The following is a 24,780-nucleotide window of genomic DNA, read 5'->3' as shown; positions in this document are numbered from 1 at the left end:
CACAGTTCTACTTCCGTACAACTGACGTAACTGGTACTATCGAACTGCCAGAAGGCGTTGAGATGGTAATGCCAGGTGACAACATCAACATGGTAGTTAACCTGATTGCTCCAATCGCAATGGACGAAGGTCTGCGTTTCGCAATCCGTGAAGGCGGCCGTACTGTAGGTGCAGGTGTTGTTGCTAAAGTTATTGCTTAATCTTTGATTAGCAAAAAATTCTAAAAAAGAGGAGCTATCGCTCCTCTTTTTTTGTGCCATCGAAAAAAGTAGTAGCTTTATTTTTCATTGAAATAAAGCGTAAACAATAATTGAAATGAGAGTGATTAACATTTACAATTTGACAATATACTTTATTTTATAGCTATAACCGCTGTTGAACCTAATTAAGTTCGTTAATCAGTACACAATTAGTTATAACATTATAAATAGTTAGAAGAGTGTTCCATGTATATCTGTCTCTGCAACGCAATAAGTGATAAAGCCATACGTAATGCTGTTAGACAGCAGAATGTTCGTTCTATCAGAGAGCTGAAAAACTTTGTGCCTGTGGGGAGTGATTGTGGAAAATGTGTACGTCAGGCCCGCGAAATAATCAATGAAGAAATCTCCTTGCTTCCCCCTATAATTAATGTTGCTTAAAATAAGCACAATTGTCTTGCAATTACTCTGTTTAATTAGTACTACACTGTAAGTACTGGAAGCGGAGGAATTGATTATGAAAGGTGATAAAAAAATAATTGCCCATCTTAATAAACTTCTTGGTAACGAACTTGTCGCCATAAACCAGTATTTTTTACATGCCCGTATGTTTAAAAACTGGGGATTAGTGCGCCTGAATGATGTTGAATACCGTGAATCTATTGAAGAAATGAAACATGCAGATAGATATATTGAGCGTATTTTATTTCTGGAAGGTATCCCTAATTTACAGGATTTAGGCAAACTCAATATCGGTGAGGATGTCGAAGAGATGTTGCAATCCGATCTAACGTTGGAATTACGTGGTGCTCAGGATATGAGAGAAGCAATTGCATATGCTGATTCAATCCACGACTATGTGAGCCGGGACTTAATGATTGAAATTCTTGCAGATGAAGAAAATCATATAGACTGGCTGGAAACACAACTCGAACTGATTAAACGAATGGGTATGCAAAACTATATTCAGGCCCATATTATTGAAGAAGAATAGAATTACGCTAACGCCCTGTAAATACATATAGGGCGTTCATTTCTGACTATTTTTACCTTCCTTTATTATTTATCTGAATAAATTTCATCCTTGTCTTGCATTGTGAAGTGATTCACGTATAATGCGCGGGCTAACCTACTTCGTAGGCTGATTTTTATCAGTGTGAGCGGTAATTACCGCCATATTAAAATACTCCCGATATGGGGGTTATATATTGAACGATTACACTCCCCCATCAATCGAAATGGGTGTGAGTAGTAATTATTTACGTTTATAAAATAGTTGGAGCTCTGGTCTCATGCAGAACCAAAGAATCCGTATCCGCCTGAAAGCATTTGATCATCGTTTGATCGATCAATCAACTGCGGAAATCGTAGAGACCGCTAAGCGCACTGGTGCGCAGGTTCGTGGTCCGATCCCGCTGCCGACTCGTAAAGAGCGTTTTACCGTTCTGATTTCTCCGCACGTTAATAAAGATGCGCGTGATCAGTACGAAATTCGCACTCACAAACGTCTGGTTGACATCGTTGAGCCAACCGAGAAAACCGTTGATGCTCTGATGCGTCTGGATCTGGCTGCCGGTGTAGACGTGCAGATCAGCCTGGGTTAATCAGGTCATTGAGCGATTGAGAGGTTGAAACAATGATTGGTTTAGTCGGTAAAAAAGTGGGCATGACTCGCATCTTCACTGAAGAAGGCGTTTCAATCCCTGTAACTGTTATCGAAATCGAAAATAACCGTGTAACTCAAGTTAAAAACGAAGAGACTGACGGTTATCGTGCAATTCAGGTAACGACTGGTAGCAAAAAAGCAAGCCGCGTTAACAAACCTGAAGCAGGTCATTTCGCTAAAGCTGGCGTTGAAGCTGGCCGTATCCTGCGTGAATTCCGTCTGTCTGAAGAAGATGCAGAATTCGCTGTGGGTCAAAGCATTAGTGTTGAAATTTTCGCTGACGTTAAAAAAGTCGACGTTACTGGTACATCTAAAGGTAAAGGTTTCGCGGGTACTGTTAAACGCTGGAACTTCCGTACTCAGGATGCTACGCACGGTAACTCCCTGTCTCACCGTGTTCCGGGTTCTATCGGTCAGAACCAGACTCCGGGCAAGGTGTTCAAAGGTAAGAAAATGGCAGGCCAACTGGGTAATGAGCGTGTAACCGTTCAAAGCCTGGATGTAGTACGTGTTGACGCAGAGCGCAACCTGCTGCTGGTCAAAGGTGCTGTACCTGGTGCAACCAACAGCAACCTGATCGTAAAACCGGCTGTCAAGGCGTAACGTCGAGGAGATAGGAATGGAATTGGTATTGAAAGACGCGCAAAGCGCGCTGACTGTTTCCGAAACTACCTTCGGGCGTGATTTCAATGAAGCGCTTGTGCATCAAGTAGTTGTTGCGTATGCAGCTGGTGCTCGTCAAGGTACTCGTGCTCAGAAAACTCGTGCTGAAGTTTCTGGTTCAGGTAAAAAACCATGGCGTCAAAAAGGCACTGGCCGTGCGCGTTCTGGTTCAATTAAGAGCCCAATTTGGCGCTCTGGTGGTGTAACTTTCGCAGCGAAGCCACAGGACCACAGTCAAAAAGTTAATAAAAAGATGTACCGCGGTGCCCTGAAAAGCATCCTGTCTGAACTGGTACGTCAAGATCGTCTGATCGTTGTCGAGAAGTTCTCTGTTGAAGCACCTAAAACCAAGTTGCTGGCACAGAAACTGAAAGAGATGGCTCTGGAAGACGTGCTGATCATCACTGGTGAAGTTGATGAGAACCTGTTCTTAGCAGCTCGCAACCTGTACAAAGTTGACGTCCGTGATGCTGCGGGTATCGACCCAGTAAGCCTGATCGCCTTCGACAAAGTGGTTATGACTGCTGAAGCTGTGAAGCAAGTTGAGGAGATGCTGGCATGATCCGTGAAGAACGTCTGCTGAAAGTACTGCGCGCGCCGCACGTATCTGAAAAAGCTTCTACAGCGATGGAAAAAACTAACACCATCGTTCTCAAAGTTGCGAAAGACGCGACTAAAGCAGAAATCAAAGCTGCTGTGCAGAAACTGTTTGAAGTCGAAGTTGAGGTTGTGAACACTTTGCTGGTTAAAGGTAAAGTTAAACGCCACGGTCAGCGTGTTGGTCGTCGTAGCGACTGGAAAAAAGCTTACGTCACCCTGAAAGAAGGCCAGAACCTGGACTTCGTTGGCGGCGCTGAGTAAGTCGGAGGAGTAAAGAACAATGGCAATTGTTAAATGTAAACCTACGTCTCCGGGCCGTCGCCACGTTGTTAAAGTGGTTAACCCTGAGCTGCATAAGGGCAAACCTTATGCTCCGCTGTTAGAAAAAAACAGCAAAACTGGTGGTCGTAACAACAATGGTCGTATTACCACTCGTCACATTGGTGGTGGCCATAAACAGCACTATCGTCTGATTGACTTCAAACGTAACAAAGACGGTATCCCTGCTGTTGTTGAGCGTCTGGAATATGATCCAAACCGTTCAGCAAACATCGCGCTGGTTCTGTATAAAGACGGCGAACGTCGTTACATTCTGGCTCCTAAAGGCCTGAAAGCTGGCGATCAAATCCAGTCTGGTGCAGATTCTGCAATCAAAGCTGGTAATGCTCTGCCAATGCGCAACATCCCGGTTGGTTCTACTGTTCACAACATAGAAATGAAACCAGGTAAAGGTGGCCAGCTGGCTCGTTCAGCAGGTGCTTATGCTCAGATCGTTGCACGTGATGGTTCTTATGTAACCCTGCGTCTGCGCTCTGGTGAAATGCGTAAGGTACTGGCTGACTGCCGTGCTACTTTAGGTGAAGTTGGTAACGCAGAACACATGCTACGCGTTCTGGGTAAAGCTGGTGCAAGCCGCTGGCGTGGTATCCGTCCTACCGTTCGTGGTACGGCGATGAACCCAGTTGACCATCCACACGGTGGTGGTGAAGGTCGTAACTTTGGTAAACACCCTGTAACTCCATGGGGCATCCAGACCAAAGGTAAGAAGACCCGTAGTAACAAACGTACTGATCAATACATCGTACGTCGCCGTTCTAAAAAATAATTAGAGGATAAACCATGCCACGTTCTCTCAAGAAAGGTCCATTTATTGACCTGCACTTGCTGAAGAAGGTAGAGAAAGCGGTGGAAAGCGGAGACAAAAAGCCTATTAAGACTTGGTCCCGTCGTTCAACGATCTTTCCTAACATGATCGGTTTGACCATCGCTGTCCATAATGGTCGTCAGCATGTTCCAGTTTTTGTTTCCGACGAAATGGTTGGTCACAAACTGGGTGAATTCGCGCCGACCCGTACTTATCGCGGCCATGCGGCCGATAAAAAGGCTAAGAAGCGCTAAGGTAGGAGGAAGAGATGGAAACTATCGCTAAACATCGCCACGCTCGTTCTTCTGCTCAGAAGGTTCGCCTTGTGGCTGACCTGATCCGCGGTAAGAAAGTGTCGCAAGCTCTGGAAACTCTGACCTATACCAACAAGAAAGCTGCTGGTTTAGTGAAGAAGGTACTTGAGTCTGCTATTGCTAACGCAGAACACAACGATGGCGCTGACATCGATGATCTGAAAGTTGCGAAAATTTTCGTAGACGAAGGTCCAACCATGAAGCGCATTATGCCTCGTGCCAAAGGCCGTGCAGATCGTATCCTGAAGCGCACCAGCCACATTACTGTGGTTGTGTCCGATCGCTGAGACTCTGGAGACTAGCAATGGGTCAGAAAGTACATCCTAATGGTATTCGTCTGGGTATTGTCAAACCTTGGAACTCTACCTGGTATGCGAATACCAAAGAATTCGCTGACAACCTAGACAGCGACTTTAAAGTTCGCCAGTACTTGAATAAAGAACTGGTTAAAGCATCTATTTCACGTATCGTTATCGAACGTCCTGCGAAAAGCATCCGTGTGACTATTCACACTGCTCGTCCAGGCATCGTAATCGGTAAGAAAGGTGAAGACGTAGAAAAACTGCGCAAAGCTGTAGCGGACATCGCTGGCGTTCCTGCGCAGATTAATATTGCCGAAGTGCGTAAACCTGAACTGGACGCAAAACTGGTTGCTGACAGCATCAGCTCACAGTTGGAACGTCGTGTTATGTTCCGCCGTGCTATGAAACGTGCTGTACAGAACGCAATGCGTCTGGGCGCTAAAGGCATCAAAGTGGAAGTAAGCGGCCGTCTGGGCGGTGCTGAAATCGCGCGTACTGAATGGTATCGTGAAGGTCGTGTACCTTTGCACACTCTGCGTGCAGATATCGACTATAACACTTCAGAAGCGCACACCACTTATGGTGTAATCGGCGTTAAGGTATGGATCTTCAAAGGTGAGATCCTGGGTGGTATGGCTGCTGTTGAACAGGCGGAAAAACCGGCTGCTCAACCTAAAAAGCAGCAGCGTAAAGGCCGCAAGTAAGGAGAGTCGCTGATGTTACAACCAAAGCGTACGAAATTCCGTAAAGTGCATAAAGGCCGTAACCGCGGTCTGGCTGCCGGTGCGGATGTTAGCTTCGGCACTTTCGGTCTGAAAGCTGTGGGCCGTGGTCGTTTGACTGCTCGTCAAATCGAAGCGGCACGTCGTGCTATGACCCGTGCAATTAAGCGTCAAGGTAAAATCTGGATCCGTGTGTTCCCAGACAAACCAATCACCGAGAAGCCACTCGAAGTGCGTATGGGTAAAGGTAAAGGTAACGTAGAGTATTGGGTTGCCTTGATCCAGCCTGGTAAAGTCCTGTATGAGATGGACGGTGTGTCTGAAGAGCTGGCCCGTGAAGCGTTCAAGCTGGCGGCAGCGAAACTGCCTATCAAAACCACCTTTGTAACTAAGACGGTGATGTAATGAAAGCACAAGAGCTGCGCGAAAAAAGCGTTGAAGAGCTGAACACTGAGCTGCTGAACCTGTTACGTGAACAGTTTAATCTGAGTATGCAGGCGGCAAGCGGCCAGCTGCAACAGTCTCATCTGTTGAAACAAGTGCGTCGTAATATTGCACGCGTTAAGACTTTACTGACTGAGAAGGCGGGTGCGTAATGACCGATAAAATCCGTACTCTGCAAGGTCGTGTTGTTAGCGACAAAATGGAAAAATCCATTGTTGTTGCTATTGAACGTAAGGTGAAACACCCACTGTATGGTAAATTCATCAAGCGTACGACTAAGTTGCACGTACATGACGAGAACAATGAATGTGGAATTGGTGATGTAGTGGAAATCCGCGAAACCCGTCCACTGTCTAAGACTAAATCTTGGACCTTAGTTCGCGTTGTAGAGAAAGCGGTTCTATAATAGAGCGCTATCTCATAAGAAATAAACGGCTCAAAAAATAACAGGGCCGTTTATTTTTCTGTCCATCGCGAAGATGTGGTGTTATAATGCCGCGCCCTCGTAGTGTGGGATATTAAAACGGCTTCTTTAAAAATAAAGTGGCTCAGTAGTAGTTGACATTTAGCGGAGCACTAAAATGATCCAAGAACAGACTATGCTGAACGTGGCCGACAACTCCGGTGCACGTCGCGTAATGTGTATCAAGGTTCTAGGTGGCTCGCACCGTCGATACGCACATGTCGGTGATATCATCAAGATCACCATCAAGGAAGCGATTCCTCGTGGTAAAGTCAAGAAAGGTGATGTCCTGAAAGCGGTAGTGGTGCGCACCAAGAAGGGTGTTCGTCGCCCGGACGGTTCTGTCATTCGCTTCGATAGCAACGCTTGCGTATTGTTGAACAACAATAGTGAGCAGGTTATCGGTACGCGTATTTTTGGGCCGGTAACTCGTGAACTTCGTAATGAAAAGTTCATGAAAATTATCTCTCTGGCACCTGAAGTACTCTAAGGAGCAGGCAATGGCAGCGAAAATCCGTCGTGATGACGAAATTATCGTGCTGACTGGTAAAGACAAAGGTAAGCGCGGTAAAGTAAAACAGGTTCTTTCTTCTGGTAAAATTATCGTTGAAGGTATCAATCTGGTTAAAAAACATCAGAAGCCAGTTCCGGCTCTGAATCAACCAGGTGGCATCGTTGAAAAAGAAGCAGCAATTCAGGTTTCTAACGTTGCAATCTTTAATGCAGAAACCGGCAAGGCTGACCGTGTAGGTTTTAGATTCGAAGACGGCAAAAAAGTACGTTTCTTCAAATCTAACAACGAAACTATCAAGTAATTTGGAGTATACGATGGCGAAACTGCATGATTACTACAAAGACGAGGTAGTCCAGAAACTGATGAGTCAGTTTGGTTACCATTCTGTCATGCAAGTCCCTCGGGTCGAGAAGATCACCCTGAACATGGGTGTTGGTGAAGCAATCGCTGACAAGAAACTGCTGGACAATGCAGCAGCTGATCTGGCAGCAATTTCTGGTCAAAAACCACTGATCACCAAAGCACGCAAGTCAGTTGCAGGCTTCAAAATCCGTCAGGGCTATCCAATCGGCTGTAAAGTAACCCTGCGTGGCGAACGCATGTGGGAGTTCTTTGAGCGCCTGATTTCTATTGCTGTACCACGTATTCGTGACTTCCGTGGTTTGTCCGCTAAGTCATTTGATGGTCGCGGTAACTACAGCATGGGTGTTCGTGAGCAAATCATCTTCCCTGAAATCGATTACGATAAAGTGGATCGTGTACGTGGTTTGGATATTACCATCACCACTACTGCGAAATCTGATGATGAAGGCCGCGCACTGTTGGCTGCGTTTAACTTCCCGTTCCGCAAGTAAGGCAGGGTATTCATGGCTAAGCAATCAATGAAAGCACGTGATGTAAAACGTGCGAAATTAGCTGAGAAATTCTTCGCAAAACGCGTTGAACTGAAAGCGATCATCTCTGATGTAAACGCATCTGATGAAGACCGTTGGAATGCTGTTCTCAAGCTGCAAACACTGCCACGTGATTCCAGCCCTTGCCGTCAGCGTAACCGCTGCCGTCAAACTGGGCGTCCGCATGCATTTTTGCGGAAGTTTGGGTTGAGCCGTATTAAAGTCCGTGAAGCCGCTATGCGCGGTGAAATCCCGGGCCTTAAAAAGGCTAGCTGGTAATTGTCACCAATTGAATCACGGGAGTAAAGACAGATGAGCATGCAAGATCCGATCGCGGATATGCTGACCCGTATCCGTAACGGTCAGGCCGCGAATAAAGTTGCGGTCACCATGCCTTCCTCCAAGCTGAAAGTGGCAATTGCCAAAGTGCTGAAGGAAGAAGGTTATATTGAAGATTTTAAAATCGAAGGCGACACCAAGCCAGAACTGGAAGTTACTCTGAAGTACTTCCAAGGTAAGGCTGTTGTAGAAAGCATCCAGCGTGTAAGCCGCCCAAGTCTGCGCATCTATAAGAAAAAAGATGAGCTGCCACAAGTTATGGCTGGTTTGGGTATCGCTGTTATTTCTACCTCTAAAGGTGTAATGACTGATCGTGCAGCTCGCCAGGCTGGTCTGGGTGGCGAGATTCTCTGCTACGTAGCTTAATTCGGGAGGAAAGAATGTCTCGTGTTGCAAAAGCACCCGTCGTCATTCCTGCCGGCGTAGAGGTTAAACTCAACGGTCAGGTTATTTCGATTAAGGGTAAAAACGGCGAATTGAGTCGTGAAATCCACAGCGCAGTTGAAGTTACACATGAAGATAGCCAGCTGACTTTCGCTCCACGCGAAGGTTTTGCAGATGCTTGGGCACAGGCGGGTACAACTCGTTCTCTGCTGAATGCAATGGTTATCGGTGTTAACGAAGGCTTCACTAAGAAGCTCCAACTGGTAGGTGTTGGTTACCGTGCAGCAGTTAAAGGCAATACTGTTAGTTTGTCTTTAGGCTTCTCGCATCCGGTTGAACATCAACTGCCTGCAGGCATTACTGCGGAATGCCCATCACAAACTGAAATCGTACTGAAAGGTGCTGATAAGCAGGTGATTGGTCAGGTTGCGGCAGATCTGCGTGCCTATCGTCGTCCTGAGCCATACAAAGGCAAGGGTGTTCGTTACGCCGATGAAATCGTGCGTACCAAAGAGGCTAAGAAGAAGTAAGGTAACACTATGGATAAGAAAGCAGCTCGTATCCGTCGTGCGACCCGCGCACGCCGCAAGCTCCAGGAACTGGGTGCAACTCGCCTGGTGGTACACCGTACCCCTCGCCATATTTATGCGCAGGTTATCGCACCAAATGGTTCTGAAACTCTGGTGGCAGCTTCTACAACAGAAAAAGCTATCAGCGAACAACTGAAATTCACTGGAAACAAAGAAGCCGCAGCAGTAGTTGGTAAAATTGTTGCTGAACGTGCTCTGGAAAAAGGTATCAAAAACGTATCCTTTGACCGTTCTGGTTTCCAATATCATGGTAGAGTCCAGGCACTGGCAGATGCTGCCCGTGAAGCTGGCCTTCAGTTCTAAGGTAGAGGTGTAAGATGGCTCACATCGAAAAACAAGCTGGCGAACTGCAGGAAAAGCTGATCGCGGTAAACCGCGTATCTAAAACCGTTAAAGGTGGCCGTATTTTCAGCTTTACAGCACTGACTGTAGTTGGTGATGGTAACGGTCGCGTTGGTTTTGGCTACGGCAAAGCACGCGAAGTTCCGGCAGCGATCCAGAAAGCGATGGAAAAAGCACGTCGCAATATGAAAACCGTCGCACTTAACAGCGGCACCCTGCACCACCCAGTGAAAGGCGCACACACCGGTTCCCGGGTGTTCATGCAGCCTGCTCATGAAGGTACAGGTATCATCGCAGGTGGTGCGATGCGTGCGGTTCTGGAAGTAGCTGGAGTTCGTAACGTACTGGCTAAAACCTATGGTTCCACTAACCCAATCAATGTGGTTCGTGCAACCCTGGATGCTTTAGACAGCATGAAGTCTCCAGAAATGGTCGCAGCTAAGCGTGGCAAATCCGTCGAAGAAATTCTGGGGTAATGACCATGGCTAAGACTATCAAGATTACACAGGTTCGCAGTTCAATCGGTCGTTTGCCTAAGCATAAGGCAACTCTGACTGGTTTAGGTCTGCGTCGCATTGGTCATACTGTTGAACGCGAAGATACACCAGCGGTTCGCGGTATGGTCAACTTGGTTTCCTATATGGTTAAAGTTGAGGAGTAACAGATGCGCTTAAATACTCTGTCTCCGGCTGAAGGTGCCAAGCACGCACCTAAACGTGTAGGTCGTGGTATCGGTTCTGGTCTGGGTAAAACTGGCGGCCGTGGTCACAAAGGTCAGAAATCTCGTTCTGGCGGTGGCGTACGTCGTGGTTTCGAAGGCGGCCAGATGCCTCTGTACCGTCGTCTGCCAAAATTTGGCTTTACTTCACGTAAGGCAATGATTACAGCCGAAATCCGTCTGTCTGATTTTGCTCGTGTTGAAGGCGATGTTATCGATCTGAATGCACTGAAAGCTGCTAACATTGTTGGCCCTCAAATTGAGTTCGCGAAAGTTATGCTTTCTGGCGAAGTCAATCGCGCAGTAACTGTGCGTGGCTTGCGTGTTACTAAAGGCGCCCGTGCTGCAATTGAAGCTGCTGGCGGTAAAATTGAGGAATAAGTAACAGATGGCTAAACAACCAGGATTAGATTTTCAAAGTGCTAAAGGCGGATTAGGTGAGTTAAAACGCAGACTTTTGTTTGTTATTGGAGCTCTGATTGTTTTCCGTATTGGCTCTTTTATTCCAATCCCTGGTATTGATGCCACTGTGCTTGCCAAATTGCTCGAACAGCAAAGAGGCACCATCATTGAAATGTTCAACATGTTCTCTGGTGGTGCTTTAAGCCGTGCTTCTATCTTTGCACTGGGTATAATGCCGTATATTTCTGCATCTATTATTATCCAGTTGCTGACTGTGGTTAACCCCCGTTTAGCAGAGATTAAGAAGGAAGGGGAAGCTGGTCGTCGTAAGATCAGTCAGTACACCCGTTATGGCACATTAGTGCTGGCAATATTCCAGTCAATAGGTATTGCAACTGGGTTACCGAATATGCCTGGGATGCAAGGGCTGGTTATTAATCCAGGTTTTGCATTCTATTTCACGGCTGTTGTAAGTTTGGTCACAGGAACTATGTTCTTGATGTGGCTAGGTGAGCAGATTACTGAACGAGGTATCGGCAACGGTATTTCAATCATAATCTTTGCTGGTATCGTTGCGGGCCTTCCGCCTGCAATTGGTCACACCATCGAGCAAGCTCGGCAAGGCGATCTGCACTTCCTCCTGTTGCTGTTGGTTGCAGTTTTAGTGTTTGCAGTAACTTTCTTCGTTGTTTTCATGGAGCGTGGTCAGCGTCGTATCGTTGTTAACTATGCTAAACGTCAACAAGGTCGTAGAGTTTTTGCAGCACAAAGTACACATTTACCGTTGAAAGTGAATATGGCTGGGGTTATCCCTGCAATTTTTGCTTCCAGTATTATTTTGTTCCCTGGTACTATAGCCTCTTGGTTTGGTAGCGGAGCAAACTGGAATTGGTTGACAACTATTTCTATGTATTTGCAGCCAGGTCAACCGCTTTATGTGTTATTGTATGCATCTGCAATCATCTTCTTCTGTTTCTTCTATACGGCTTTGGTGTTCAATCCAAGAGAAACGGCAGATAACCTGAAGAAGTCCGGTGCATTTGTACCAGGAATTCGTCCGGGAGAGCAAACGGCTAAGTACATCGATAAAGTAATGACTCGTCTAACCTTAGTTGGTGCGTTATATATTACTTTTATCTGCTTAATCCCGGAGTTCATGCGTGATGCAATGAAAGTTCCATTCTATTTTGGTGGTACTTCCCTACTGATTGTAGTCGTCGTCATCATGGACTTTATGGCTCAAGTGCAAACTCTGATGATGTCGAGTCAGTATGAGTCTGCATTGAAGAAGGCAAACCTGAAAGGATATAACCGCTAATCGGTTTGCTTGAGAAGTTACGGAGAGTAAAAATGAAAGTTCGTGCTTCCGTCAAGAAATTATGTCGTAACTGCAAAATCGTTAAACGTAACGGTATCGTTCGTGTGATTTGCAGTGCAGAGCCTAAGCATAAACAGCGCCAAGGCTAATTAATCGCATATTTTTCTTGCAAAGTTGGGTTGAGCTGGCTAAATTAGCCAGCCAATCTTTTTATCTGACAGCAACATTATTTGAGTATCCTGAAAACGGGCTTTTCAGAATGGTGTTGCAGTGAATAAATATTGTAGGAGTGCATAGTGGCCCGTATAGCAGGCATTAACATTCCTGATCAGAAACATACTGTAATCGCATTAACTTCGATTTACGGTATCGGTAAAACCCGCTCACAGGCTATCTGTGCAGCAACGGGTATTGCTGAAAATGTTAAGATCAGTGAGCTGTCTGAAGAGCAAATTGACAAGCTGCGTGACGAAGTTGCTAAATACGTTGTAGAAGGTGATTTGCGTCGTGAAGTAACCCTGAGTATCAAACGTCTGATGGATCTTGGTTGCTATCGTGGTTTACGTCATCGTCGTGGTCTGCCGGTTCGCGGTCAGCGTACTAAGACCAATGCACGTACCCGTAAGGGTCCGCGTAAGCCGATCAAGAAATAATCGGGGTATTGAATAATGGCAAAAGCACCTATTCGTGCACGTAAGCGTGTAAGAAAACAAGTCTCTGACGGTGTGGCTCATATCCATGCTTCTTTCAACAACACTATCGTTACTATTACTGATCGTCAGGGTAACGCTTTGGGTTGGGCAACTGCCGGTGGTTCCGGTTTCCGAGGTTCTCGTAAATCTACTCCGTTTGCAGCTCAGGTTGCAGCAGAACGCTGTGCTGAAGCAGTAAAAGAATACGGAATTAAGAACCTGGAAGTTATGGTTAAAGGACCTGGTCCGGGCCGTGAGTCAACTATTCGCGCACTGAACGCGGCTGGTTTCCGCATCACTAATATTACTGATGTGACTCCGATCCCTCATAACGGTTGTCGTCCACCGAAAAAACGTCGCGTTTAATACGTCTTCGTTTTTAGGATTGTTGGAGAAAGAAAATGGCAAGATATTTGGGTCCTAAGCTCAAGCTGAGCCGTCGCGAGGGTACAGACCTTTTCCTGAAGTCTGGCGTTCGCGCGATTGACACCAAGTGTAAGTTAGAACAAGCACCAGGCCAGCACGGCGCACGCAAACCGCGTCTGTCTGACTACGGTGTTCAGTTACGTGAAAAACAAAAAGTTCGTCGTACTTACGGTGTTCTGGAACGTCAATTCCGTAACTACTATAAAGAAGCTACTCGTCTGAAAGGCAACACAGGTGAAAACCTGCTGACTTTGCTGGAAGGTCGCTTAGATAACGTCGTTTATCGTATGGGTTTTGGCGCGACTCGTGCTGAATCACGTCAGATGGTGAGCCACAAGGCTATCATGGTAAATGGTCGCGTTGTTAACATCGCTTCTTATCAGGTATCCCCGAATGACGTAGTCAGCGTTCGTGAAAAAGCGAAAAAGCAGGCTCGTATTAAGGCAGCTTTAGAGCTGGCTGAGCAGCGTGAGAAACCAACTTGGTTGGAAGTTGATGCTGCGAAGATGGAAGGTGTGTTCAAGCGTAATCCTGAACGTACTGATCTATCCGCTGACATTAACGAACACCTGATCGTCGAGCTTTACTCTAAGTAAAGCTTAGCACCAAAGAGAGGACACAATGCAGGGTTCTGTGACAGAGTTTCTAAAACCGCGCCTGGTAGATATCGAGCAAGTCAGTTCGACGCACGCCAAGGTGACCCTTGAGCCATTAGAGCGTGGCTTTGGCCATACTCTTGGCAACGCACTGCGCCGTATTCTGCTTTCGTCTATGCCGGGTTGTGCGGTGACTGAGGTTGAGATTGATGGTGTACTGCATGAGTACAGCACCAAAGAAGGTGTACAGGAAGATATCCTGGAGATTCTCCTCAATCTGAAAGGGCTGGCGGTGAAAGTTCAGGGCAAAGATGAAGTCATCCTTACCTTGAATAAATCTGGCATTGGCCCTGTGACTGCAGCCGACATCATCCATGATGGTGATGTCGAAATCGTCAAGCCGCAGCACGTAATCTGCCATCTGACTGACGAAAGCGCTTCCATTAGCATGCGTATTAAAGTTCAGCGCGGTCGTGGTTATGTGCCGGCTTCTGCCCGAATTCATTCGGAAGAAGATGAGCGCCCTATCGGTCGTTTGTTAGTAGATGCTTGCTATAGCCCAGTAGAGCGTATTGCCTACAATGTTGAAGCAGCTCGTGTAGAACAGCGTACTGACTTGGATAAGCTGGTTATCGAGATGGAGACTAACGGTACAATCGATCCTGAAGAGGCGATTCGCCGTGCAGCTACTATTCTGGCTGAACAACTGGAGGCTTTCGTTGATTTACGTGACGTACGTCAACCAGAAGTTAAAGAAGAGAAGCCTGAATTTGATCCGATACTGCTGCGCCCTGTTGACGATCTGGAATTGACTGTCCGCTCTGCTAACTGCCTTAAGGCAGAAGCTATCCACTACATCGGTGATCTGGTACAGCGTACTGAGGTTGAGTTACTTAAAACACCTAATCTGGGTAAAAAATCTCTTACTGAGATTAAAGACGTACTGGCTTCACGTGGACTTTCTCTGGGCATGCGCTTGGAAAACTGGCCACCAGCAAGTATTGCTGATGAATAACTAGATCACAGGTTAAGGTTTTACTGAGAAGGATAAGGTCATGCGCCATCGTAAGAGTGGTCGTCAATTGAACCGCAACAGCAGCCATCGCCAAGCTATGTTTCGTAACATGGCAGGTTCTTTGGTTCGTCATGAAATCATCAAGACGACTCTGCCTAAAGCGAAAGAACTGCGTCGCGTCGTTGAGCCGCTGATTACTCTTGCCAAGACCGACAACGTAGCTAATCGTCGTCTGGCATTCGCCCGTACTCGTGATAACGAGATCGTGGCAAAACTGTTTAATGAACTGGGCCCGCGTTTTGCGAGCCGCGCAGGTGGTTACACTCGTATTCTGAAGTGTGGCTTCCGTGCAGGTGACAATGCACCGATGGCATACATCGAGCTTGTTGACCGCGCCGCTGAGTCTCAGACAGAAGCAGCAGCTGCAGAGTAATCTGTAGAAGCATAAAAAACCGGGATAATACCCGGTTTTTTATCGCCTTTTAATTCTTCCCATCATTATTTCTTCTTATCTTCTCCATTACTTTTTGATTTCTAGCTGACAGTAGAACAACCGGCGATGATTTATTAATCTATTCTGGTAGTATTGATTTTATTTCCCTGTTTGATGAGAGGCTGCTATGTATCGTATTGGTCAATTGGCGAAGTTAGCGAATGTTACTCCTGATACTGTTCGTTTTTATGAGAAACAAGGATTGATGGAGCATGAAGAAAGAACAGAAAGTGGTTATAGGCTTTATACAAAACAGGATTTACAGCGGTTACGCTTTATTCGCTATGCAAAGCAATTAGGTTTTACATTAGAGACAATTGTAGAGTTATTGTCTATCCGCGTTGATCCTGAACATCATACCTGCCAAGAATCTAAGAGAATTGTTGATACTAGATTACAGGAAATAGAAGAAAAATTATTAGAAATGCAAAAAATGCGCGATTCTTTAAAAATGTTAAGCGATGCTTGTTGCGGAAGCGCACATATCAGTACCTATTGTTCAATATTGGAAATATTAGAAGAAGGGGCTACGAAGAAGTGATTTTTCTTTATTCTTTTGTGCATTAAGAGTACTATTGATAAGCTATATTTATTCAAATAACCATATTTTGAGGTCACTATGACAACATATAGGCATAAAAAAGGCGTTATCAAAGATAATGCTATAGAAGCTCTTTTACATGACCCCCTGTTCAGGCAGCGAGTAGAAAAAAATAAAAAAGGTAAAGGAAGTTATAATCGTAAAGCAAAACATGGGAAAGGAAGTGGTTGGGAGGCCAATGATAATAATTTTTTCAAGTTATTATCATTGGCCTTCTAGTTTTCTGAGTACAAATATTTCTGAATTGGTAGCCGTGTAAGTGATTTATAGAAAGAATGGGCTTGGTTGGAATAGCTTTTCAACTTCAGGAACAAATTTTTTATCGGTAATAAACATGATTACATGGTCGCCTTGTTGAATAATGCTGTAATCATTAGCAATGATGACTTCTTCTCCTCGGACAATAGCGCCAATGGTTGTTCCTGAGGGAAGTTTTATATCTCCTATTTTTCTCCCAACTACTTTGGAAGTATGTTCATCACCATGAGCAATCGCTTCAATAGCTTCAGCAACACCTCGTCTTAATGAAAATACACTAACGATATCGGCTTTGCGGACATGCCCAAGTAATGCAGATACTGTGGCTTGTTGAGGTGAGATAGCGATATCAATGACACCACCTTGAACTAAATCAACATATGCACTACGTTGGATAAGTACCATTGCTTTTTTGGCACCCATTCGTTTTGCAAGCATGGCTGACATGATATTAGCTTCATCATCGTTAGTTAATGCAATGAAAACATCGACTTGCTCAATATGTTCTTCTGCCAGTAGCTCCTGATCAGAAGCGTCACCATAGAACACTATAGTATCGTGTAATAGCTCTGCAAGTTCAGTTGCTCTTTCCTGATTATGCTCAATAAGCTTAACGCTATAATCTTTTTCAAGGCGTAAGGCTAAACCCGCACCGACGTTTCCGCCTCCAACAATCATGATACGTTTGTATGGTTTTTCCAGACGCTGCAACTCGCTCATTACTGCTCTGATATGTTGTGATGCAGCAACAAAAAATACTTCGTCGCCAGCCTCAATAACGGTAGAGCCTTGTGGCCTGATTGGACGGTCTTGTCGAAATATTGCGGCAACTTTGCTGTCAATATGCGGCATATGTTCGCGAAGAGAAGATAATGCATTCCCTACAAGTGAACCACCATAATAAGCTTTTACTGCAACAATACTGACTCGGCCTTCAGAAAAGTTAACAACCTGTAAGGCTCCGGGATATTGGATTAATTTGTAAATATAGTCGATAACTAACTGCTCTGGAGATATCAGATAATCGATAGGAATATCACCGGGCTTAAATAATTTTTCTGATTCCCTAATATATTCTGATGAACGGATCCGGGCGACTTTATTCGGTGTATTAAATAGAGAATAGGCGATCTGGCATGCGATCATGTTGGTTTCATCTGAATTTGTAACAGCAACTAACATATCAGCATCTTCTGCACCGGCTTCTCTTAAAACTCTGGGATGAGAACCATGCCCATTCACAACTCGCAGATCGAATTTGTCCTGTAACTGGCGTAAACGATCTGTATTGGTATCAACAACAGTAATGTCATTGTTTTCATCAACTAAGTTTTCAGCTAATGTTCCACCAACCTGACCAGCACCCAGAATAATTATCTTCATAGCTATTCTCTTTATGTGTTAGAAGTTGCAATTATTTTGCTATTTTAGCAAAGTCATTACATTCTCTCGCTCGATAGAGTGAGAGAAAAGCTATTCTATTATTGCTTAGTCAATCGAGCATAAAAGAAGCCATCACCGCCTGTTATCTCGGGAGTAATTTGTATTCCAGGGATCTCTTGTGTACCTGTTTCAGAGAGTTTGGCATCCGGATTGCGTTTTAAAAATGCTTTAATTTGCTCGCTATTTTCATCAGGTAAAATTGAGCATGTGGCATAAACCAGAGTTCCACTTTTCTTTAAGTATGGCCAAATAGCATCAAGTATTTCTGCTTGAAGCGTCACTAACTGATCGATGTCTTCATTTCTTCGTAACCATTTTATATCTGGATGGCGACGTATGACACCTGTTGCTGAGCATGGTGCATCAAGAAGAATACGATCAAATTGTTCTCCGTTAGCCCATTTGTGTGGGAAACGCCCATCACCTGTTTTAATGACAGCATTTAAATTAAGGCGCTGTAAGTTTTCTTCCACACGCTTAATTCTTTGCTCATCAATATCAACGGCAAGTACTTTGGCGTTTGGTGCCATCTCAAGTATATGAGTTGTTTTGCCGCCTGGTGCAGCACAAAGATCAAGTATTTCTTCTCCATCACATGGCATTAATAATTCAGCACAGCCTTGTGCAGAACGATCCTGAATCGTAACCCAGCCTTTATCAAACCCTGGCAGTATATTGACAGGACAAGGATTCAATAGACGAATTGCGTTGGGATGATCTGTATCTAATTCTGCGTCTATATTGGCTTTTTGCAGCAAAGAAAAATATTGATTTGTAGAATGATGTATCTGATTGACACGTAACCACATTGGTGGTTTTTGATTATTTGCACTGACAATATATTGCCAATTGTGAGGGTAAGCTTTTTGAATACGAGTTAATAGCCATTTGGGATGTAAATAGTGACCGCCATCATTAGATTTTTCGACTAACTCTTCTTGCTGGCGCTGAAATTGTCGAAGAACGCCATTAATGAGTCCTTTTAATTGTGGACGTTTTAAACTGATTGTCCCATTAACTGTTTCTGCGATCGCTGCATGTGCAGGTATACGTGTATAAGTAAGTTGATACATTCCAACCATGATCAAATAGTGGAAAATGCGTTGCTTACCTTTCAATGGCTTTGCCATTAATTGGGCTATAAGCCATTCCAGCTGAGGTAAAACTCTCATTACACCAAAGCAGAGTTCCTGTAGGAGAGCTTTATCTTTATCGGATACTTTTTGTTGGAGTTCGGGTATAACAGTGCTAAGTGACTGTCCTTGCTCCAGCACTTGGCTAATCGCTTTTGCAGCGATGCTTCGCAGGTTATATGTATTTTTCATTGCATGGTCAAAAGCTGAGTTTCATCAGCATAATAGTAGTAAAGCGAGAAGATGCCCGTATGCTGACACCATACAGGCAATGAATGTTAGTTGATTTTGTTACCCGGAGTGAACCATTCGCGCTTAGAATTTAATAAATCGGCAGCTGACATTGCTTTTTTGCCCGGGGGCTGCAATTGAGTAATATTCAATATCCCATCAATTGTAGAAACCTGGATACCCTTTTTATCGGCGTGAAGAATTGTTCCTGGGATTTGGTTAGATTTACCATCAATAGCATAAGCCTCCCAGACTTTAATGGGTTGTTCATCAATAAAGAAATAGCTTATTGGCCAAGGGTTGAATGCACGCACACAACGTTCGAGCTGAATCGCTGATAAATTCCAATCCATTCTTGCTTCATCTTTGCTGAGTTTTTCAGCATAAGTCGCCAGAATATTATTTTGACTTTCCGGCTGACTATTACCCGAAGTTATTAGGCTTAATGTATTAAGCAATGCATCGGAGCCGATATCGGCAAGTTTGTCGTACAGGCTCGCAGTAGTATCTTCGTTTGTAATTGGGCAGGTTGCTTTTAACAGCATATCGCCTGTATCAAGGCCTGCGTCCATTTGCATGATTGTTACCCCCGTTTCTTTATCTCCAGCCCAGATAGCACGTTGAATTGGTGCAGCACCGCGCCAATGAGGTAATAAAGAACCATGAACATTGAGGCACCCCAAAGGTGGCATATCTAATACCGCTTGGGGAAGGATCAAACCATATGCAACGACAACCATGATATCGGCTTGTTGTTCCATGACCCATTGCTGGCTTTCTTCTGTACGTAATGTTTTTGGCTGGAAAACAGGGAGATGATATTCTTCAGCCAATACTTTTACAGGACTTGGTGTCAGTTTTTTACCCCTTCCTGCCGGTTTATCAGGTTGAGTGAGTACACCGACAATTTGATGTTGAGATTTTAATAAAGCCGCCAAATGGTGAGCCGCGAAATCAGGGGTTCCGGCAAAAATAATACGTAAAGAATCAGACACTGTTATTTCCCGTAATGATAAAATTTACTTAGCCTTGGCTCTTAGTCGGTCAATTTTTTCGACTTTTTGGCGAATACGCTGTCGTTTTAACGGAGACAAGTAATCTACGAAGAGTTTACCGAGCAAGTGATCCATCTCATGTTGAATACAAATCGCCAACAGACCATCGGCTTCCAGCTCAAATGGTTGACCGTGATAATCCAGTGCCTTAATTTTGACTTGCTCGAATCGTGGCACAAATGCACGTTGTTCAGGAACTGATAAACAACCTTCTTCGATACCTGTTTCCCCTGACTCGGTTACTAGCTCTGGGTTAATAAGTACAAGTCTCTGGTTACGATTCTCTGAAACATCAATAACAACAATGCGTTGATGAATATCAACCTGAGTTGCTGCTAAGCCGATTCCTTCTTCTGCATACATCGTTTCGAACATATCATCGATGATACGCTGGATTTCTGCATCGACTTTTTCTACTGGCTTGGCAATTGTGCGAAGCCGCTCATCTGGATAATGTAATACTTGTAAAACTGACATATATGTTTAGAACTGCATCCAAAAAGTGAGTGATAATTAGCGCCTATTCTAGACATTTCCTGATTAGATTGACAGTATCGCCTACAAATTAATCATGTAAGCATGACAACATATTGAGTCAGGATGACGATAATGGAAATGATGGAAATATGGCTGAGAATGAAAATGGTATCTCACCTTTCAGTGACAAAAGCAGTATCTATAATCGAACATCTACTGCAGGTTAAAAATATTACTCATGCTGCGATGAAAGATTGTGGCTTATCACCTACACAGTGTGTGCAGTTTTTAAAAGCAAATCCTTCTGTTTTGCTTTCCAGTCTTAAGTGGTTGGAGCAATCAGGAAATCACTTATTAACCTTTTCTGATCCAGAATATCCTTCTTTGTTGAAACAAATTTATTCGCCTCCACTGATACTTTTTGTCTCTGGGAAAGTAAGCACATTATCTGAGAAACAAGTTGCAATAGTGGGTAGCCGGTCGGCAAGTTTTTATGGTGAAAAGTGGGGGAGAGTATTTGCTGGAGGGCTAGCGGAGAATGGGATAGTGATAACCAGTGGGTTAGCGGTTGGGATTGATGGTATCTGCCACCAGGCTGCTATTGATGCAGGAGGGAAAACCATTGCGGTATTGGGGAGTGGGCTTGAAAATATTTATCCTAATCGTCATCGAACTTTAGCCTGTTGTATTAAAGAAAATGGGGTTCTGGTTTCTGAGTTTTTCCCTGACACGCCACCTAAAGCTAAAAATTTTCCAAGACGAAACCGGATTATTAGTGGGTTAAGTTTAGCGATTCTGATTGTAGAAGCTCATCAAAATAGTGGTTCACTGATTACAGCACGTTGTGCACTTGAACAAGGACGGGATATTTTTGCATTACCTGGCCCACTAGGAAGGCCTTCGAGTGATGGTAATCACTGGTTGATCAAACAGGGAGCTTATTTAGCAACCAGTGTGATTGATATAATGGAACATATTAATGCTAATTTTCAATGGATTAATCTGGAAGAGGGCAATGATAAACAATTTGAACAAACAGAGTTGCCATTTGCTGAGGTGCTGGTTAACGTAAGTGATGAAGTTACACCTGTTGATATAATTGCTCAGCGCTCTTCTCTTCCTATTACAGAAGTCATGACTCAATTATTGGAGCTTGAATTAATGGGAAAAGTGGCTGTTGTTGCTGGTGGTTATGTTCGGATGAATTGAAAAATTGAATTTTCTCTTAACCTGAACTTTATGGTTTTCCAATAAATATCGTGATTAGTTTTCCGTGAGTAAGATATGCCTAAAAAAGTACCCTTTGCAGTAAAACAAACAGAATATTGTGCTGAATGTGGTGCTGAACTAGTGATCCGCAACGGGGCCCATGGTCCATTTTATGCTTGTTCCAATTATCCATCATGCTGTTATGTTCGGCCGTTAAAAATATCATCAGATGGACACGTTATTAAGGAACTGGAAGGGCAAATTTGCTCTAAGTGCGGTTCAACTTTGGTTTTACGGCAAGGACGGTATGGTATGTTTATTGGCTGTAGCAATTATCCAGAATGTAATCATATTGAGTTGATTGATAAACCTGATGACTCTTCAGTTAATTGTCCTCAATGCCAGAAAGGTAAGTTGCTTCAACGTAAGTCACGATTTGGTAAAACATTTCACGCTTGTAATCGATATCCCGAATGCCAGTTCACACTGAATAATAAACCGGTACAAGGAGAATGTGAGCTTTGTCATTACCCCTTGTTGGTCGAAAAGAAAACCGCACAGGGCATTAAACTATTTTGCGCTAGTAAATTGTGTAATAAGCAGCAATCCATTGAAACTGAGAAATAAAATGAGTAATGAAGCATCTCCTGCATTTGATTTAATTATTACGGCTTTAAAAGAAGAAAAAGTCATTGCTTATCCTACGGAAGCTGTTTTTGGATTGGGTTGTGACCCTGACAGTGAAAAAGCGGTTAATAAATTATTATTGCTGAAAAATAGACCCAAGGAAAAAGGGTTAATCCTTATTGCTGATAGTTATGAGAGGTTATGTCCCTATATTGATGACAATCAGTTGAATAATGAGCAGAAAAAGACAATCTTTTCTTGTTGGCCGGGACCGGTGACATGGGTTATCCCAGCCAAATCTACGACACCAAAGTGGTTGACGGGAAGATTCTCAACACTGGCTGTCCGAGTTACTGATCATCCTTTGGTCAGAGAATTATGTGTCCTTTATGGAAAACCTCTTGTATCAACCAGTGCAAATTTAAGCGGGTTGGAACCATGTTGGAGTTCAGAAGAAGTTTGTCGACAATTCGGCAACGATTTTCCTGTGCTGGAAGGGGAAGTGGGTGGACGTAAGAATCCATCAGAAATCAGGGATGCTTTGACAGGTAAACTATATCGGCAAGGGTAAGGAATAATGGATAAATTCGCGGTTTTTGGTAATCCGATTGCACATAGTAAATCTCCTTATATTCATCAATTATTTGCCAAACAAACGGGTATTGAACACCAATATGGGAGAATACTTGCTCCGCTAGAACATTTTGAACAAACATTGAAGCAATTTTTTGAACAAGGTGGTTTAGGTGCGAATATTACCGTTCCCTTTAAGGAACGAGCTTATGAGTGTGCACATCAGTTGAGTGAGCGAGCTAAACATTGTGGTGCAGTCAACACATTCAAGCTAATTGAAAATAACCAGCTTCTGGGTGATAACACTGATGGGGTTGGGTTATTAGCAGATTTGCAGCGGCTTAACTTCATTAGCAAACAGCAGCATATCTTGATTATTGGGGCTGGTGGAGCAGCAAAAGGAGTTATATCTCCTTTACTAGACTTTGGGTGTGCGGTGACTATTACTAACCGTACTTTTGCTCGTGCGCAAGGTATAGTGAATATGTTCTCCTCATTTGGTCATATTCAGGCAGTTGAAATGAAATCTCTTCTGAATCCAGATTTTGATCTTATTATTAATGCAACCGCTTCTGGCCTTGATGGAAGTGTACCTGAAATATATCCGTCAGTTTTCCGTAATGGTGGTGCTTGTTATGATATGTATTATCAAAAAGGATTAACGCCTTTCCTTAATTTTGCCCAGCAAAGTGGAGCCTCATTTTTGGCTGATGGATTAGGGATGCTAGTGGGACAAGCGGCGCATTCCTTTGAACTTTGGCATGGTGTCTTACCAAAAGTGGAACCTGTTTTAGCTGCTTTAAGAGAAGAATTACACCCATGAATCAAGCAATTCAATTTCCTGACCGTGAAGAATGGAACGAGCAGGAAAGCAAAGTTATATTTCCTGCTATGGTCAATGGTCTATTAGTGCAATGTCTGATCAGTGCTGATGAATTAATTCGACGTTATGGTAATGATTTTCATCCAATTGAACTATTTCACCAGTATCGTTGGGATTTAGAAGAAGAGTTTGAAGAAATCATCCTACGTGGGCAGGATGATCAATTTGGATGCTATTCTCTATTGTCTGATATATCTGCTAAGTAATCATCTTTCCAGCGGACGTAGTTATTAGCAGAATAAAGCAGCCCTTCCAACTCTTCATGTTTGAGTTTTCGCACTTGTTTGACTGGGCTGCCTATATACAGATATCCACTTTCTAATATTTTTCTTGGTGGGACAAGACTACCGGCCCCAATAATGACATTGTCTTCAATGATAGAGCCATCAAGTATAATTGAACTCATCCCAACAAGTACTCGGTTTCCTATCGTACAGCCATGTAACATTGCCTTGTGACCGACAGTGACTTCCTCGCCTATGATTAATGGGAAGCCATTAGGATTATCAGATGATTTATGAGTTACATGTAGAATAGAACCGTCCTGTATATTGGTACGAGCTCCAATAGAAACATAATTGACGTCACCACGGATGACAACTAACGGCCAGATACTTACATTATCTGCCAATCTGACATCTCCAATCACAATAGAAGTAGGGTCTAGCATGACTCTTTGGCCAATTTGAGGCCGTAAGTTTAAATATTTACGTAAAACGGTAGACATAAAAACCTCAATAACAGTAAGAGAGGATAATATTGCGTGAAATGTTATTGAGGAAAAGATCACCACGCAATGGTGAATTTGCATTAATTTCATCCTGATTGAGTGGTTTTTATATTGAAAAGCGCAAAAAACATCCGGTTGAAAATAAAATTGCAAAAAAGAGTTGTCAGGGCCGAAAAACTCCCTATAATGCGCCACCACTGACCGACGCTGAGCTGAGACATGCCGCGCAGGACAGCGGAACGAAAGCGAAAATAAACGCTTGACTCCGGAGGCAAAAAGCGTAAGATACGCAGCCTCGCAACCCGGAACGAGAGGTTCGG

General features: G+C 44.0%; 43 protein-coding genes and 1 pseudogene. 38 read left to right on the top strand and 6 right to left on the bottom strand.

The window, feature by feature from the left end:
* The 33 genes and pseudogenes from tuf to AACS90_RS15360 form a co-directional block, all read left to right on the top strand.
* A pseudogene (tuf, locus tag AACS90_RS15520) lies at positions 1 to 200 on the top strand (elongation factor Tu); the annotation flags it as partial.
* A 246-nt stretch (positions 201 to 446) separates the two neighbouring features.
* Positions 447 to 641: a bacterioferritin-associated ferredoxin gene (gene bfd, locus AACS90_RS15515; protein ID WP_099111751.1), complete on the top strand. Its 195-nt coding sequence runs from the start codon at positions 447 to 449 to the stop codon at positions 639 to 641.
* 76 nt (positions 642 to 717) lie between these two features.
* The gene (bfr, locus tag AACS90_RS15510) at positions 718 to 1,194 is read left to right on the top strand and encodes a bacterioferritin (RefSeq protein WP_099123308.1); all 477 of its coding nucleotides are present in this window, start codon (positions 718 to 720) and stop codon (positions 1,192 to 1,194) included.
* Between the two features lie 298 nt (positions 1,195 to 1,492).
* Complete coding sequence (rpsJ, locus tag AACS90_RS15505) at positions 1,493 to 1,804, top strand: 30S ribosomal protein S10 (RefSeq protein ID WP_001181005.1); 312 nt, start codon at positions 1,493 to 1,495, stop codon at positions 1,802 to 1,804.
* Positions 1,805 to 1,836: 32 nt separating this feature from the next.
* On the top strand, positions 1,837 to 2,469 hold the full coding sequence (gene rplC, locus AACS90_RS15500; protein WP_099123307.1) for a 50S ribosomal protein L3: 633 nt from the start codon (positions 1,837 to 1,839) through the stop codon (positions 2,467 to 2,469).
* Positions 2,470 to 2,485: 16 nt separating this feature from the next.
* A complete protein-coding gene (gene rplD, locus AACS90_RS15495) occupies positions 2,486 to 3,091 on the top strand; it encodes a 50S ribosomal protein L4 (RefSeq protein WP_099111748.1) in 606 nt (201 codons plus the stop codon).
* Entirely contained in the window at positions 3,088 to 3,390 is a 303-nt protein-coding gene (rplW, locus tag AACS90_RS15490) for a 50S ribosomal protein L23 (RefSeq protein ID WP_099111747.1), read from the top strand. The genes rplD and rplW overlap by 4 nt, the downstream gene beginning before the upstream one ends.
* 19 nt (positions 3,391 to 3,409) lie before the next feature.
* Positions 3,410 to 4,234, top strand: coding sequence for a 50S ribosomal protein L2 (gene rplB, locus AACS90_RS15485; RefSeq protein WP_099111746.1), 825 nt, complete (start codon positions 3,410 to 3,412; stop codon positions 4,232 to 4,234).
* Between the two features lie 14 nt (positions 4,235 to 4,248).
* Positions 4,249 to 4,527 carry a 30S ribosomal protein S19 gene (rpsS, locus tag AACS90_RS15480; protein ID WP_011148791.1) on the top strand — a complete coding sequence of 93 codons (279 nt, stop codon included), beginning with the start codon at positions 4,249 to 4,251 and terminating at the stop codon, positions 4,525 to 4,527.
* Positions 4,528 to 4,541: 14 nt separating this feature from the next.
* On the top strand, positions 4,542 to 4,874 hold the full coding sequence (gene rplV, locus AACS90_RS15475; protein WP_038240485.1) for a 50S ribosomal protein L22: 333 nt from the start codon (positions 4,542 to 4,544) through the stop codon (positions 4,872 to 4,874).
* A 17-nt stretch (positions 4,875 to 4,891) separates the two neighbouring features.
* Positions 4,892 to 5,593, top strand: coding sequence for a 30S ribosomal protein S3 (gene rpsC, locus AACS90_RS15470; protein ID WP_010847482.1), 702 nt, complete (start codon positions 4,892 to 4,894; stop codon positions 5,591 to 5,593).
* A gap of 12 nt (positions 5,594 to 5,605) precedes the next feature.
* Positions 5,606 to 6,016, top strand: coding sequence for a 50S ribosomal protein L16 (gene rplP / locus AACS90_RS15465; protein ID WP_036773456.1), 411 nt, complete (start codon positions 5,606 to 5,608; stop codon positions 6,014 to 6,016).
* Positions 6,016 to 6,207, top strand: a complete 192-nt coding sequence (gene rpmC, locus AACS90_RS15460) for a 50S ribosomal protein L29 (RefSeq protein ID WP_099123306.1) — start codon at positions 6,016 to 6,018, stop codon at positions 6,205 to 6,207. Before rplP ends, rpmC begins: the two co-directional genes overlap by 1 nt.
* Complete coding sequence (rpsQ, locus tag AACS90_RS15455) at positions 6,207 to 6,461, top strand: 30S ribosomal protein S17 (RefSeq protein WP_010847485.1); 255 nt, start codon at positions 6,207 to 6,209, stop codon at positions 6,459 to 6,461. The genes rpmC and rpsQ overlap by 1 nt, the downstream gene beginning before the upstream one ends.
* Positions 6,462 to 6,636: 175 nt before the next feature.
* The gene (gene rplN, locus AACS90_RS15450) at positions 6,637 to 7,008 is read left to right on the top strand and encodes a 50S ribosomal protein L14 (RefSeq protein ID WP_010847486.1); all 372 of its coding nucleotides are present in this window, start codon (positions 6,637 to 6,639) and stop codon (positions 7,006 to 7,008) included.
* 10 nt (positions 7,009 to 7,018) lie between these two features.
* A complete protein-coding gene (gene rplX, locus AACS90_RS15445; RefSeq protein WP_099111745.1) occupies positions 7,019 to 7,333 on the top strand; it encodes a 50S ribosomal protein L24 in 315 nt (104 codons plus the stop codon).
* Positions 7,334 to 7,346: 13 nt separating this feature from the next.
* A complete protein-coding gene (gene rplE, locus AACS90_RS15440; protein WP_004246952.1) occupies positions 7,347 to 7,886 on the top strand; it encodes a 50S ribosomal protein L5 in 540 nt (179 codons plus the stop codon).
* 12 nt (positions 7,887 to 7,898) lie between these two features.
* A complete protein-coding gene (gene rpsN / locus AACS90_RS15435) occupies positions 7,899 to 8,204 on the top strand; it encodes a 30S ribosomal protein S14 (RefSeq protein ID WP_010847489.1) in 306 nt (101 codons plus the stop codon).
* A gap of 33 nt (positions 8,205 to 8,237) precedes the next feature.
* Positions 8,238 to 8,630: a 30S ribosomal protein S8 gene (gene rpsH / locus AACS90_RS15430; RefSeq protein WP_099111744.1), complete on the top strand. Its 393-nt coding sequence runs from the start codon at positions 8,238 to 8,240 to the stop codon at positions 8,628 to 8,630.
* A 14-nt stretch (positions 8,631 to 8,644) separates the two neighbouring features.
* A complete protein-coding gene (gene rplF, locus AACS90_RS15425) occupies positions 8,645 to 9,178 on the top strand; it encodes a 50S ribosomal protein L6 (RefSeq protein WP_099123305.1) in 534 nt (177 codons plus the stop codon).
* A gap of 9 nt (positions 9,179 to 9,187) precedes the next feature.
* Positions 9,188 to 9,541, top strand: a complete 354-nt coding sequence (gene rplR, locus AACS90_RS15420; protein ID WP_012990483.1) for a 50S ribosomal protein L18 — start codon at positions 9,188 to 9,190, stop codon at positions 9,539 to 9,541.
* Positions 9,542 to 9,555: 14 nt separating this feature from the next.
* Positions 9,556 to 10,056, top strand: a complete 501-nt coding sequence (gene rpsE, locus AACS90_RS15415; RefSeq protein WP_015836271.1) for a 30S ribosomal protein S5 — start codon at positions 9,556 to 9,558, stop codon at positions 10,054 to 10,056.
* Positions 10,057 to 10,061: 5 nt separating this feature from the next.
* Positions 10,062 to 10,241 carry a 50S ribosomal protein L30 gene (rpmD, locus tag AACS90_RS15410; protein ID WP_008913894.1) on the top strand — a complete coding sequence of 60 codons (180 nt, stop codon included), beginning with the start codon at positions 10,062 to 10,064 and terminating at the stop codon, positions 10,239 to 10,241.
* Between the two features lie 3 nt (positions 10,242 to 10,244).
* Complete coding sequence (gene rplO, locus AACS90_RS15405) at positions 10,245 to 10,679, top strand: 50S ribosomal protein L15 (RefSeq protein ID WP_099111742.1); 435 nt, start codon at positions 10,245 to 10,247, stop codon at positions 10,677 to 10,679.
* 7 nt (positions 10,680 to 10,686) lie between these two features.
* Positions 10,687 to 12,018: a preprotein translocase subunit SecY gene (gene secY, locus AACS90_RS15400; protein ID WP_099111741.1), complete on the top strand. Its 1,332-nt coding sequence runs from the start codon at positions 10,687 to 10,689 to the stop codon at positions 12,016 to 12,018.
* Positions 12,019 to 12,050: 32 nt separating this feature from the next.
* Positions 12,051 to 12,167 carry a 50S ribosomal protein L36 gene (gene rpmJ / locus AACS90_RS15395; protein WP_012768118.1) on the top strand — a complete coding sequence of 39 codons (117 nt, stop codon included), beginning with the start codon at positions 12,051 to 12,053 and terminating at the stop codon, positions 12,165 to 12,167.
* A 147-nt stretch (positions 12,168 to 12,314) separates the two neighbouring features.
* Positions 12,315 to 12,671 (top strand): 30S ribosomal protein S13, encoded by a 357-nt coding sequence (rpsM, locus tag AACS90_RS15390; protein ID WP_086955014.1) that lies wholly within the window; start codon positions 12,315 to 12,317, stop codon positions 12,669 to 12,671.
* 15 nt (positions 12,672 to 12,686) lie between these two features.
* A complete protein-coding gene (rpsK, locus tag AACS90_RS15385; RefSeq protein WP_002919257.1) occupies positions 12,687 to 13,076 on the top strand; it encodes a 30S ribosomal protein S11 in 390 nt (129 codons plus the stop codon).
* 35 nt (positions 13,077 to 13,111) lie between these two features.
* Positions 13,112 to 13,732, top strand: a complete 621-nt coding sequence (gene rpsD, locus AACS90_RS15380) for a 30S ribosomal protein S4 (protein ID WP_086955015.1) — start codon at positions 13,112 to 13,114, stop codon at positions 13,730 to 13,732.
* Between the two features lie 25 nt (positions 13,733 to 13,757).
* Complete coding sequence (locus AACS90_RS15375) at positions 13,758 to 14,747, top strand: DNA-directed RNA polymerase subunit alpha (protein WP_038269634.1); 990 nt, start codon at positions 13,758 to 13,760, stop codon at positions 14,745 to 14,747.
* Between the two features lie 40 nt (positions 14,748 to 14,787).
* A complete protein-coding gene (gene rplQ / locus AACS90_RS15370; RefSeq protein WP_099123304.1) occupies positions 14,788 to 15,180 on the top strand; it encodes a 50S ribosomal protein L17 in 393 nt (130 codons plus the stop codon).
* Positions 15,181 to 15,367: 187 nt separating this feature from the next.
* The gene (gene zntR, locus AACS90_RS15365) at positions 15,368 to 15,781 is read left to right on the top strand and encodes a Zn(2+)-responsive transcriptional regulator (RefSeq protein WP_099123303.1); all 414 of its coding nucleotides are present in this window, start codon (positions 15,368 to 15,370) and stop codon (positions 15,779 to 15,781) included.
* A 78-nt stretch (positions 15,782 to 15,859) separates the two neighbouring features.
* Positions 15,860 to 16,060, top strand: coding sequence for an alternative ribosome-rescue factor A (locus AACS90_RS15360; RefSeq protein ID WP_099111737.1), 201 nt, complete (start codon positions 15,860 to 15,862; stop codon positions 16,058 to 16,060).
* Positions 16,061 to 16,105: 45 nt separating this feature from the next.
* Here the strand turns inward: AACS90_RS15360 and trkA are convergent, their stop codons facing one another.
* From trkA to def, 4 genes are all read right to left on the bottom strand, one after another.
* The gene (trkA, locus tag AACS90_RS15355; RefSeq protein ID WP_099123302.1) at positions 16,106 to 17,482 is read right to left on the bottom strand and encodes a Trk system potassium transporter TrkA; all 1,377 of its coding nucleotides are present in this window, start codon (positions 17,480 to 17,482) and stop codon (positions 16,106 to 16,108) included.
* A 98-nt stretch (positions 17,483 to 17,580) separates the two neighbouring features.
* Complete coding sequence (gene rsmB, locus AACS90_RS15350) at positions 17,581 to 18,867, bottom strand: 16S rRNA (cytosine(967)-C(5))-methyltransferase RsmB (RefSeq protein WP_099123301.1); 1,287 nt, start codon at positions 18,865 to 18,867, stop codon at positions 17,581 to 17,583.
* A gap of 86 nt (positions 18,868 to 18,953) precedes the next feature.
* Positions 18,954 to 19,901, bottom strand: a complete 948-nt coding sequence (gene fmt, locus AACS90_RS15345) for a methionyl-tRNA formyltransferase (RefSeq protein ID WP_099123300.1) — start codon at positions 19,899 to 19,901, stop codon at positions 18,954 to 18,956.
* A 24-nt stretch (positions 19,902 to 19,925) separates the two neighbouring features.
* The gene (gene def, locus AACS90_RS15340) at positions 19,926 to 20,438 is read right to left on the bottom strand and encodes a peptide deformylase (RefSeq protein WP_099123299.1); all 513 of its coding nucleotides are present in this window, start codon (positions 20,436 to 20,438) and stop codon (positions 19,926 to 19,928) included.
* Between the two features lie 132 nt (positions 20,439 to 20,570).
* Here def and dprA point away from each other — a divergent pair, with 132 nt between their 5' ends.
* The 5 genes from dprA to AACS90_RS15315 all read left to right on the top strand — a co-directional run bounded on the left by dprA (position 20,571) and on the right by AACS90_RS15315 (position 23,936).
* The gene (gene dprA / locus AACS90_RS15335) at positions 20,571 to 21,647 is read left to right on the top strand and encodes a DNA-protecting protein DprA (RefSeq protein WP_099123298.1); all 1,077 of its coding nucleotides are present in this window, start codon (positions 20,571 to 20,573) and stop codon (positions 21,645 to 21,647) included.
* A 75-nt stretch (positions 21,648 to 21,722) separates the two neighbouring features.
* Positions 21,723 to 22,274: a DNA topoisomerase family protein gene (locus AACS90_RS15330; RefSeq protein WP_099123297.1), complete on the top strand. Its 552-nt coding sequence runs from the start codon at positions 21,723 to 21,725 to the stop codon at positions 22,272 to 22,274.
* A gap of 1 nt (position 22,275) precedes the next feature.
* Positions 22,276 to 22,845: an L-threonylcarbamoyladenylate synthase type 1 TsaC gene (tsaC, locus tag AACS90_RS15325; protein ID WP_099123296.1), complete on the top strand. Its 570-nt coding sequence runs from the start codon at positions 22,276 to 22,278 to the stop codon at positions 22,843 to 22,845.
* Between the two features lie 6 nt (positions 22,846 to 22,851).
* The gene (gene aroE / locus AACS90_RS15320) at positions 22,852 to 23,670 is read left to right on the top strand and encodes a shikimate dehydrogenase (RefSeq protein ID WP_099123295.1); all 819 of its coding nucleotides are present in this window, start codon (positions 22,852 to 22,854) and stop codon (positions 23,668 to 23,670) included.
* The gene (locus AACS90_RS15315; protein WP_099123294.1) at positions 23,667 to 23,936 is read left to right on the top strand and encodes a DUF1488 family protein; all 270 of its coding nucleotides are present in this window, start codon (positions 23,667 to 23,669) and stop codon (positions 23,934 to 23,936) included. Before aroE ends, AACS90_RS15315 begins: the two co-directional genes overlap by 4 nt.
* On the opposite strand, the gene AACS90_RS15310 is transcribed toward AACS90_RS15315, so the two are convergent.
* On the bottom strand, positions 23,903 to 24,457 hold the full coding sequence (locus AACS90_RS15310) for a gamma carbonic anhydrase family protein (protein WP_099123293.1): 555 nt from the start codon (positions 24,455 to 24,457) through the stop codon (positions 23,903 to 23,905). The two genes, AACS90_RS15315 and AACS90_RS15310, sit on opposite strands and share 34 nt — an antisense overlap.
* Positions 24,458 to 24,546: 89 nt before the next feature.
* Positions 24,547 to 24,780: hypothetical protein (locus AACS90_RS15305; RefSeq protein WP_206601862.1), on the bottom strand; the 234-nt coding region annotated here is incomplete at its 5' end.

Source organism: Xenorhabdus sp. KK7.4 (assembly GCF_963876465.1).
GTDB classification, from domain to species: Bacteria; Pseudomonadota; Gammaproteobacteria; order Enterobacterales; family Enterobacteriaceae; genus Xenorhabdus; species Xenorhabdus stockiae.
This window is presented reverse-complemented; position numbering and strand designations above follow the sequence as displayed.

What these genes read in the sequence shown, in the direction of transcription:
- aroE (WP_099123295.1), top strand. Translation starts at nt 22,852, where the DNA reads ATGGATAAATTCGCGGTTTTTGGTAATCCGATTGCACATAGTAAATCT.
- rpsK (WP_002919257.1), top strand. Translation starts at nt 12,687, where the DNA reads ATGGCAAAAGCACCTATTCGTGCACGTAAGCGTGTAAGAAAACAAGTC.
- rplV (WP_038240485.1), top strand. Translation starts at nt 4,542, where the DNA reads ATGGAAACTATCGCTAAACATCGCCACGCTCGTTCTTCTGCTCAGAAG.
- rpsN (WP_010847489.1), top strand. Translation starts at nt 7,899, where the DNA reads ATGGCTAAGCAATCAATGAAAGCACGTGATGTAAAACGTGCGAAATTA.
- tsaC (WP_099123296.1), top strand. Translation starts at nt 22,276, where the DNA reads ATGAGTAATGAAGCATCTCCTGCATTTGATTTAATTATTACGGCTTTA.
- rplR (WP_012990483.1), top strand. Translation starts at nt 9,188, where the DNA reads ATGGATAAGAAAGCAGCTCGTATCCGTCGTGCGACCCGCGCACGCCGC.
- secY (WP_099111741.1), top strand. Translation starts at nt 10,687, where the DNA reads ATGGCTAAACAACCAGGATTAGATTTTCAAAGTGCTAAAGGCGGATTA.
- rpmD (WP_008913894.1), top strand. Translation starts at nt 10,062, where the DNA reads ATGGCTAAGACTATCAAGATTACACAGGTTCGCAGTTCAATCGGTCGT.
- rpsJ (WP_001181005.1), top strand. Translation starts at nt 1,493, where the DNA reads ATGCAGAACCAAAGAATCCGTATCCGCCTGAAAGCATTTGATCATCGT.
- rpsH (WP_099111744.1), top strand. Translation starts at nt 8,238, where the DNA reads ATGAGCATGCAAGATCCGATCGCGGATATGCTGACCCGTATCCGTAAC.
- AACS90_RS15360 (WP_099111737.1), top strand. Translation starts at nt 15,860, where the DNA reads ATGACAACATATAGGCATAAAAAAGGCGTTATCAAAGATAATGCTATA.
- rplX (WP_099111745.1), top strand. Translation starts at nt 7,019, where the DNA reads ATGGCAGCGAAAATCCGTCGTGATGACGAAATTATCGTGCTGACTGGT.
- rplQ (WP_099123304.1), top strand. Translation starts at nt 14,788, where the DNA reads ATGCGCCATCGTAAGAGTGGTCGTCAATTGAACCGCAACAGCAGCCAT.
- rpmJ (WP_012768118.1), top strand. Translation starts at nt 12,051, where the DNA reads ATGAAAGTTCGTGCTTCCGTCAAGAAATTATGTCGTAACTGCAAAATC.
- rplC (WP_099123307.1), top strand. Translation starts at nt 1,837, where the DNA reads ATGATTGGTTTAGTCGGTAAAAAAGTGGGCATGACTCGCATCTTCACT.
- trkA (WP_099123302.1), bottom strand. Translation starts at nt 17,482, where the DNA reads ATGAAGATAATTATTCTGGGTGCTGGTCAGGTTGGTGGAACATTAGCT.
- rpsS (WP_011148791.1), top strand. Translation starts at nt 4,249, where the DNA reads ATGCCACGTTCTCTCAAGAAAGGTCCATTTATTGACCTGCACTTGCTG.
- def (WP_099123299.1), bottom strand. Translation starts at nt 20,438, where the DNA reads ATGTCAGTTTTACAAGTATTACATTATCCAGATGAGCGGCTTCGCACA.
- rpsQ (WP_010847485.1), top strand. Translation starts at nt 6,207, where the DNA reads ATGACCGATAAAATCCGTACTCTGCAAGGTCGTGTTGTTAGCGACAAA.
- rpmC (WP_099123306.1), top strand. Translation starts at nt 6,016, where the DNA reads ATGAAAGCACAAGAGCTGCGCGAAAAAAGCGTTGAAGAGCTGAACACT.
- rplD (WP_099111748.1), top strand. Translation starts at nt 2,486, where the DNA reads ATGGAATTGGTATTGAAAGACGCGCAAAGCGCGCTGACTGTTTCCGAA.
- rplN (WP_010847486.1), top strand. Translation starts at nt 6,637, where the DNA reads ATGATCCAAGAACAGACTATGCTGAACGTGGCCGACAACTCCGGTGCA.
- rsmB (WP_099123301.1), bottom strand. Translation starts at nt 18,867, where the DNA reads ATGAAAAATACATATAACCTGCGAAGCATCGCTGCAAAAGCGATTAGC.
- rplF (WP_099123305.1), top strand. Translation starts at nt 8,645, where the DNA reads ATGTCTCGTGTTGCAAAAGCACCCGTCGTCATTCCTGCCGGCGTAGAG.
- rplO (WP_099111742.1), top strand. Translation starts at nt 10,245, where the DNA reads ATGCGCTTAAATACTCTGTCTCCGGCTGAAGGTGCCAAGCACGCACCT.
- rpsD (WP_086955015.1), top strand. Translation starts at nt 13,112, where the DNA reads ATGGCAAGATATTTGGGTCCTAAGCTCAAGCTGAGCCGTCGCGAGGGT.
- bfd (WP_099111751.1), top strand. Translation starts at nt 447, where the DNA reads ATGTATATCTGTCTCTGCAACGCAATAAGTGATAAAGCCATACGTAAT.
- rplB (WP_099111746.1), top strand. Translation starts at nt 3,410, where the DNA reads ATGGCAATTGTTAAATGTAAACCTACGTCTCCGGGCCGTCGCCACGTT.
- rplP (WP_036773456.1), top strand. Translation starts at nt 5,606, where the DNA reads ATGTTACAACCAAAGCGTACGAAATTCCGTAAAGTGCATAAAGGCCGT.
- rplW (WP_099111747.1), top strand. Translation starts at nt 3,088, where the DNA reads ATGATCCGTGAAGAACGTCTGCTGAAAGTACTGCGCGCGCCGCACGTA.
- rpsE (WP_015836271.1), top strand. Translation starts at nt 9,556, where the DNA reads ATGGCTCACATCGAAAAACAAGCTGGCGAACTGCAGGAAAAGCTGATC.
- AACS90_RS15330 (WP_099123297.1), top strand. Translation starts at nt 21,723, where the DNA reads ATGCCTAAAAAAGTACCCTTTGCAGTAAAACAAACAGAATATTGTGCT.
- AACS90_RS15310 (WP_099123293.1), bottom strand. Translation starts at nt 24,457, where the DNA reads ATGTCTACCGTTTTACGTAAATATTTAAACTTACGGCCTCAAATTGGC.
- rpsC (WP_010847482.1), top strand. Translation starts at nt 4,892, where the DNA reads ATGGGTCAGAAAGTACATCCTAATGGTATTCGTCTGGGTATTGTCAAA.
- dprA (WP_099123298.1), top strand. Translation starts at nt 20,571, where the DNA reads ATGGAAATGATGGAAATATGGCTGAGAATGAAAATGGTATCTCACCTT.
- AACS90_RS15315 (WP_099123294.1), top strand. Translation starts at nt 23,667, where the DNA reads ATGAATCAAGCAATTCAATTTCCTGACCGTGAAGAATGGAACGAGCAG.
- rplE (WP_004246952.1), top strand. Translation starts at nt 7,347, where the DNA reads ATGGCGAAACTGCATGATTACTACAAAGACGAGGTAGTCCAGAAACTG.
- AACS90_RS15375 (WP_038269634.1), top strand. Translation starts at nt 13,758, where the DNA reads ATGCAGGGTTCTGTGACAGAGTTTCTAAAACCGCGCCTGGTAGATATC.
- bfr (WP_099123308.1), top strand. Translation starts at nt 718, where the DNA reads ATGAAAGGTGATAAAAAAATAATTGCCCATCTTAATAAACTTCTTGGT.
- zntR (WP_099123303.1), top strand. Translation starts at nt 15,368, where the DNA reads ATGTATCGTATTGGTCAATTGGCGAAGTTAGCGAATGTTACTCCTGAT.